The organism is Brevundimonas sp. CURTG3B2_SDJG, from assembly GCF_057364705.1.
This window is the reverse complement of sequence record NZ_JBNFOJ010000225.1, coordinates 1-4,477: the sequence shown is the minus strand read 5'-3', so window position 1 is coordinate 4,477 and position 4,477 is coordinate 1. Positions and strand designations below refer to the sequence as shown.

Annotated in this window: 4 protein-coding genes; 1 reads left to right on the top strand and 3 read right to left on the bottom strand. The window is 71.6% G+C overall.

Annotated elements, in window-relative coordinates:
• Positions 1 to 328: 328 nt before the first annotated feature.
• The 3 genes from AC2W7C_RS13730 to AC2W7C_RS13720 are packed head-to-tail and all read right to left on the bottom strand — an operon-like array spanning position 329 to position 3,585.
• Positions 329 to 1,126 (bottom strand): thiazole synthase, encoded by a 798-nt coding sequence (locus AC2W7C_RS13730; RefSeq protein WP_486001940.1) that lies wholly within the window; start codon positions 1,124 to 1,126, stop codon positions 329 to 331.
• Positions 1,127 to 1,165: 39 nt separating this feature from the next.
• Positions 1,166 to 3,115 carry a pyrroloquinoline quinone-dependent dehydrogenase gene (locus AC2W7C_RS13725; RefSeq protein ID WP_486001939.1) on the bottom strand — a complete coding sequence of 650 codons (1,950 nt, stop codon included), beginning with the start codon at positions 3,113 to 3,115 and terminating at the stop codon, positions 1,166 to 1,168.
• On the bottom strand, positions 3,112 to 3,585 hold the full coding sequence (locus tag AC2W7C_RS13720; protein WP_486001938.1) for a hypothetical protein: 474 nt from the start codon (positions 3,583 to 3,585) through the stop codon (positions 3,112 to 3,114). The genes AC2W7C_RS13725 and AC2W7C_RS13720 overlap by 4 nt, the downstream gene beginning before the upstream one ends.
• Positions 3,586 to 3,793: 208 nt before the next feature.
• Between AC2W7C_RS13720 and AC2W7C_RS13715 the strand changes: the two genes are divergently transcribed.
• Positions 3,794 to 4,477 (top strand): hypothetical protein (locus AC2W7C_RS13715; protein WP_486001937.1); only part of this gene is annotated, 684 nt, incomplete at its 3' end.

Below are 4,477 nucleotides of genomic sequence, written 5' to 3'. Positions count from 1 at the left end.
CGCAGCGTTCACTCCCCATCGCCCGTCAAGGCGATGGGGAGGACAGACGGCGAAGCCGTCGAGGAGGCGGCGCCGGCGGCGGCCCATCTGAGCTCCGATCCCATCCGCCGGCGTCGCCCCCTCCTGGTCGTCGCTAGGCGCGCCGACCTGTCCTCCCCATTCGCTTGGCTGCGAATGGGGAGGTGAAGCCACGTCCGCTTCTGACGCATCAGGCCGCTAGGATTCGCCCCACGGTCTTTGACAACTCAATCCACCTGAGGCTCTCGGCTGAACCCGGCCCATTGTACGCGTTGCACGCGTCGCACGGTGTTTTCCGTGCAAGAAGGCCTCAGATCAGCCCGCTCAGCGGCGAGCTGGCGCTGGCGTACATCCGCCGGGGCATCCGCCCGGCCAGATAGCCCTCGCGGCCCGCGATGACCGCGTGCTTCATGGCCGACGCCATCAGGATCGGATCCCGGGCCCCGGCGATGGCGGTGTTCATCAGCACCGCGTCGCAGCCCAGCTCCATGGCCAGGGTGGCGTCCGACGGCGTGCCGACGCCGGCGTCGACCAGGACCGGCACCTTGGCCTGTTCGACGATCAGCCGGATGTTGACCCGGTTCTGGATGCCCAGGCCCGAACCGATCGGGGCGGCGGCCGGCATGATGGCGGCGGCCCCCGCCTCCTCCAGCCGCTTGGCCATGACCACGTCGTCGGTGCAGTAGACCATGACCTGGAAGCCGTCCTTGACCAGCAGATCCAGCGCCCGAAGCGTCTCGACCATGTCCGGGTACAGGTGCGCGGTGTCCGACAGCACCTCCAGCTTGACCAGGTCCCAGCCCCCGGCCTCCCGCGCCAGCCGCAGGGTGCGGATCGCGTCCTCGCCGGTGAAGCAGCCGGCGGTGTTGGGCAGGAAGGTGAAGCGGTCCGGCTTCACATGGTCGACCAGCATCGGCTGGGTGGGGTCCGACAGGTTCACCCGTCTGACCGCCACCGTGACGATCTCGGCTCCCGCGGCCTCGGCGGCGGCGGCGTTCTGGGCGTAGCTCTCGTACTTGCCCGTGCCGACGATCAGCCGGCTGGTGAAGGTGCGGCCGGCGACGGTCCAGGTGTCGGTCGAGGGGGAGACGGGGACATGAGCGTTCATGCCCCCGCTCCTACGCCCTCGCGCCGCCGGTTTGAACCCTCAGTTCGCCGCCTGCGGCAAGGCGTAGGCGATTACCGCGTCCGAGACCGGCGTCTCCATGAAGTGATGGCCGCCCGGCGCGATGACCAGATACTGGCGGCCGCCGACCTCGTAGGTCATCGGCCCGGCCTGGCCGCCGCCCGGCAGCCGGTCGGTCCACACCGTCTCGCCGGTCCGCAGGTCGATGGCCCGGATCAGATCGTCGGTCGCCGCCGCCACGAAGATCAGGCCCGAGGCGGTGACCACGGTTCCGCCGTTGTTGGGCGTGCCGATCTCGACCGGAAGCATCGAGGGGATGCCGAACGGCCCGTTCTTGCGCGCCTGGCCCAGCGCCCGGTCCCAGATGGTCCGGCCGGTGCGCAGGTCGATCGCCCGGATGCCTCCGTAGGGCGGCTCCTTGCACAGCAGGCCGGTGAAGGGCATCCGCCAGCCGGCGTTGACGCTGATCGCATAGGGGGTCCCGGCCTGCGGATCGCCCGCCCCCTCGGCCCCGCCCTTGCGGGCATTGGGCTCGCCGCGCGGGACCCAGCCGCGACGGTCGGCCTCGGCGCGGGGCACCAGCCGGTTGTAGTTGGGCATGTCGTTGTAGTTGGCGACGATCACGCCGCGCGCCGGGTCGACGGCGATGCCGCCCCAGTCCGAGCCGCCGTTGTAGCCCGGGTACTGGATGTAGCGCCGGTCGGCCGTCGGCGGGGTGTAGAAGCCCTCGTAGGCGGCGCTGCGGAACTGGATGCGGCAGATCATCTGGTCGATCGGCGACATGCCCCACATCTGCCGCTCGTCCAGGTCGTTGTCGCGGCGCAGCGTGTGATACAGGCTGTGCGGCTGGGTCCGGGTGCGCATCTGCGGCTCGACCCCGCCCTGGGGCGCGGCGACCTCCTGGACCCGGGTCAGCGGCTGGCCGGTCAGGCGGTTCAGCACATAGATGTCGCCCTGCTTGGAGGGCAGGACCACGGCCGGGACGGGGCCCGCCGCGGTCGGGAAGTCCACCAGCGTCGCCTGCGAGCCCAGGTCGTAGTCCCAGACGTCGTGGTGCACCGTCTGGAAGTTCCAGCGCGGCTTGCCGGTCGTCACGTCCAGGGCGACCAGGGAGGTGGCGTAGTCCAGCTGCGGCCCGGTCCGGTCGGCGCTGACGTAGTCCGCCGCCGTCGAACCCAGCGGCAGATAGACCAGCCCCAGCCGCTCGTCGCCCGAGGCCGTCGTCCACATGTTGGGGGTGCCCAGGGTGTAGATCTGGCCCTCGGGCGGCCGCGTCGCGATGTCGGGCCGCATCATGTCCCAGGCCCAGCGCAGCTGGCCGGTGACGGCGTCGAAGCCCTTGATGACGCCCGAGGGCGCGTTCCGTCGCTGGCCGTCCAGGATCTGGTGGCCGGTCACCACCACGCCCCGGACGATGGTCGGCGCCGAGGTGATCGAGATCATGCCGGGCACGGTCGGGCCCATGTCCTGGGCGGTGTCCACCTGCCCGCCCTGGCCGAAGCCGGCGCACCTCCGGCCGGTGCGGGCGTCCACCGCGATCAGGCGGGCGTCCAGCGTGCCCCAGATGATCCGGGTCGCGCAGGGCTCGGTCGCCGCCGCGGCCGGGACGACGTAGTAGCTCACCCCCCGGCAGGCCGCCGTATAGGGGATCGATTCGTCGGCGACCCTCGGATCGTGCTTCCAGATCTGGCGGCCCGTCGCGGCGTTCAGCGCCAGGACCATGTTCTTGCCGGTGCAGACGAAGAGGGTGTCCCCGACCTTCAGCGGGGTGTTCTCCGAGGCGTACTTGTTCTGCGCCCCCGGCCGGTCTCCGGGCAGATCGCCGGTGTGGATCGTCCAGACCCGCTCCAGCCGCCCGACATTGTCCGGCGTGATCTGGGTCAGGGGCGAATAGCGCTGAGCGTGATAGCTGCCGCCGAAGGCCGGCCAGTCCGCGCCGACCGGAATGGCGTCGGGATCGCTGGACGTCACGGTCCGCGCCGCCGGCAGCTCCCGCTCGACCTTGATGCGGGCGGCCTGGGCCGAGGCGAAGCCGCCGGCCAGCAGCAGCGCGACCAGCCCGACCGCGCCCCCGGCCGCCCAGACCTTGCCCGGCCGGGCTTCAGTGCGGGCAGGGCCGCCAGGACGAAGGCCAGCAGCACCGCCGGCGCCACCACCCGCGGCAGCAGGCCCCAGCCGTCGATCCCGACCTCCCACAGCGCCCAGATCACCGTCAGGACGAAGACCGCGACGTAGATCCATGCCCCCAGCAGGCTCCGCCGTCCCAGGAACAGGCCGCTGGCCGTCAGGCCCAGGCCCGCCAGCAGATAGTACCAAGAGCCGCCCAGACTGATCAGCCAGGCTCCGCCGATCGTCAGTGTCAGGCCGATCAGGCCGATCACGACGCCCAGGAGGACGATCAGGCCCCCGGCGACGCCGCCGGGCTTGCGTTCGACACTCATGACGGAACTCCAGCGTGACGGGACGTTCGTGGAACGAACCCCTCGTCGCCCGCCGGGTTCCGGACCGATCCATGCCGATGAGCCGGGCACGATCACAATCCGGCGCCTGCTCCACGCCCCTCCTTCCCCTGGCGCCTTTCGTCAGGTCCTCGCGGGTCGGGCCTCAGGCATCCTCCCGCCTGGAAACCGTCGTTGCCGGAGCGCCGTCATGCGGATCAGATCCTTCGCCGTCCGGAGCGCCCTGGCCGCCCTCCTCGTCTCCACCGCCGTCGCCGCGACGGGTTGCTCGACCGACGGCCTGGGGACCGCCGAGGTCGTCTCGGAAGAGTCTGACCCTTACGCGCCGCCCCCGCCGCCCCCCGCCGCCGCCGCAGCTTCCGCCCCGGGATCCGAGCCTCCCGCCCGTCTATCCGCCGACGGGGCCGATCGAGCCGACTCCGACGCCGGAATGATCGAGTGGCTCTGGGCGGGCCTGCTGATCCTGGCGGTCTCGCATAGAGACAGCCGGGCGTTGGCCCTGCTTCTGGCCCTGAAATGGGCGGCCAACTACGCGGCGTTCCGCCTCGTCGGCGAGGGAGCCCCGGCGCTGATCGACGTCGCCTTGGGCACGGTCGGCCTGGTCTGGGCGCTGCGTCGGCGCGCCTGGTGGTCCGACGTCGTGATCGCCGGCTTCGTGCTGACGCCGCTGGTTCACGCCTGGTACTGGCTGCCGCAGGCCTCCGGCGCCGTTTCCGCCATCGCCTACTACTGGCTGATCGTGGGCCTGTTCACGGCGCAGCTGGCGGCCTTGGCGTGGCCCGCCGCGTACGATCGCGGCCGGAGGCTTTTTCCGCCGCCCGGGACCGCTCAGGGCGCGAAGGCCCGGATGAGCGGCGCGCGTCTCGCGCGCCCG